General features: G+C 65.2%; 1 pseudogene. It reads right to left on the reverse strand.

The features are described 5' to 3' along the window. Nucleotides 1-134: 134 nt before the first annotated feature. Nucleotides 135-385, reverse strand: a pseudogene (locus X744_RS1000000174845) (phosphoglycerate dehydrogenase); the annotation flags it as partial.

Consider the following 385-nt stretch of genomic DNA (forward strand, 5'->3'; position numbering starts at 1 on the left):
ATGGGCGAAGGACCACGGCGCACCTATGCCGCCGTGCGTGCGCTCGTCAGCCCGCTCGACGACGACCGCGAGATGAGCGCGGACATGACGCGGGTCGCCCGGATGGTGGCGGGTCCCCGAGACTGAGTTCCGGCTTATCGCTGGAAAGGTCCTCTGAGGTTGAGGTTCTCGGCCAGAAGACAGAAGCGGTCGATCAACCGGACAAGGTCTTCGCCCTGCTCGGCGACAACGGCGCCTCGCTCGGCAGGCGAGGTATCGGAGAGAGCCTTCCACAACCGGCCTTGGCGATCGCAGAGATCCGCCAGCTCGGAACATTGGCTAGCGGTCAGTTTCACGAGCTGGCCGGAGGTCACCGGTCCAATGCCTGGAGGCGTGGTTGCTCCAA

The organism is Mesorhizobium sp. LNHC252B00 (assembly GCF_000502955.1).
Taxonomy (GTDB): domain Bacteria; phylum Pseudomonadota; class Alphaproteobacteria; order Rhizobiales; family Rhizobiaceae; genus Mesorhizobium.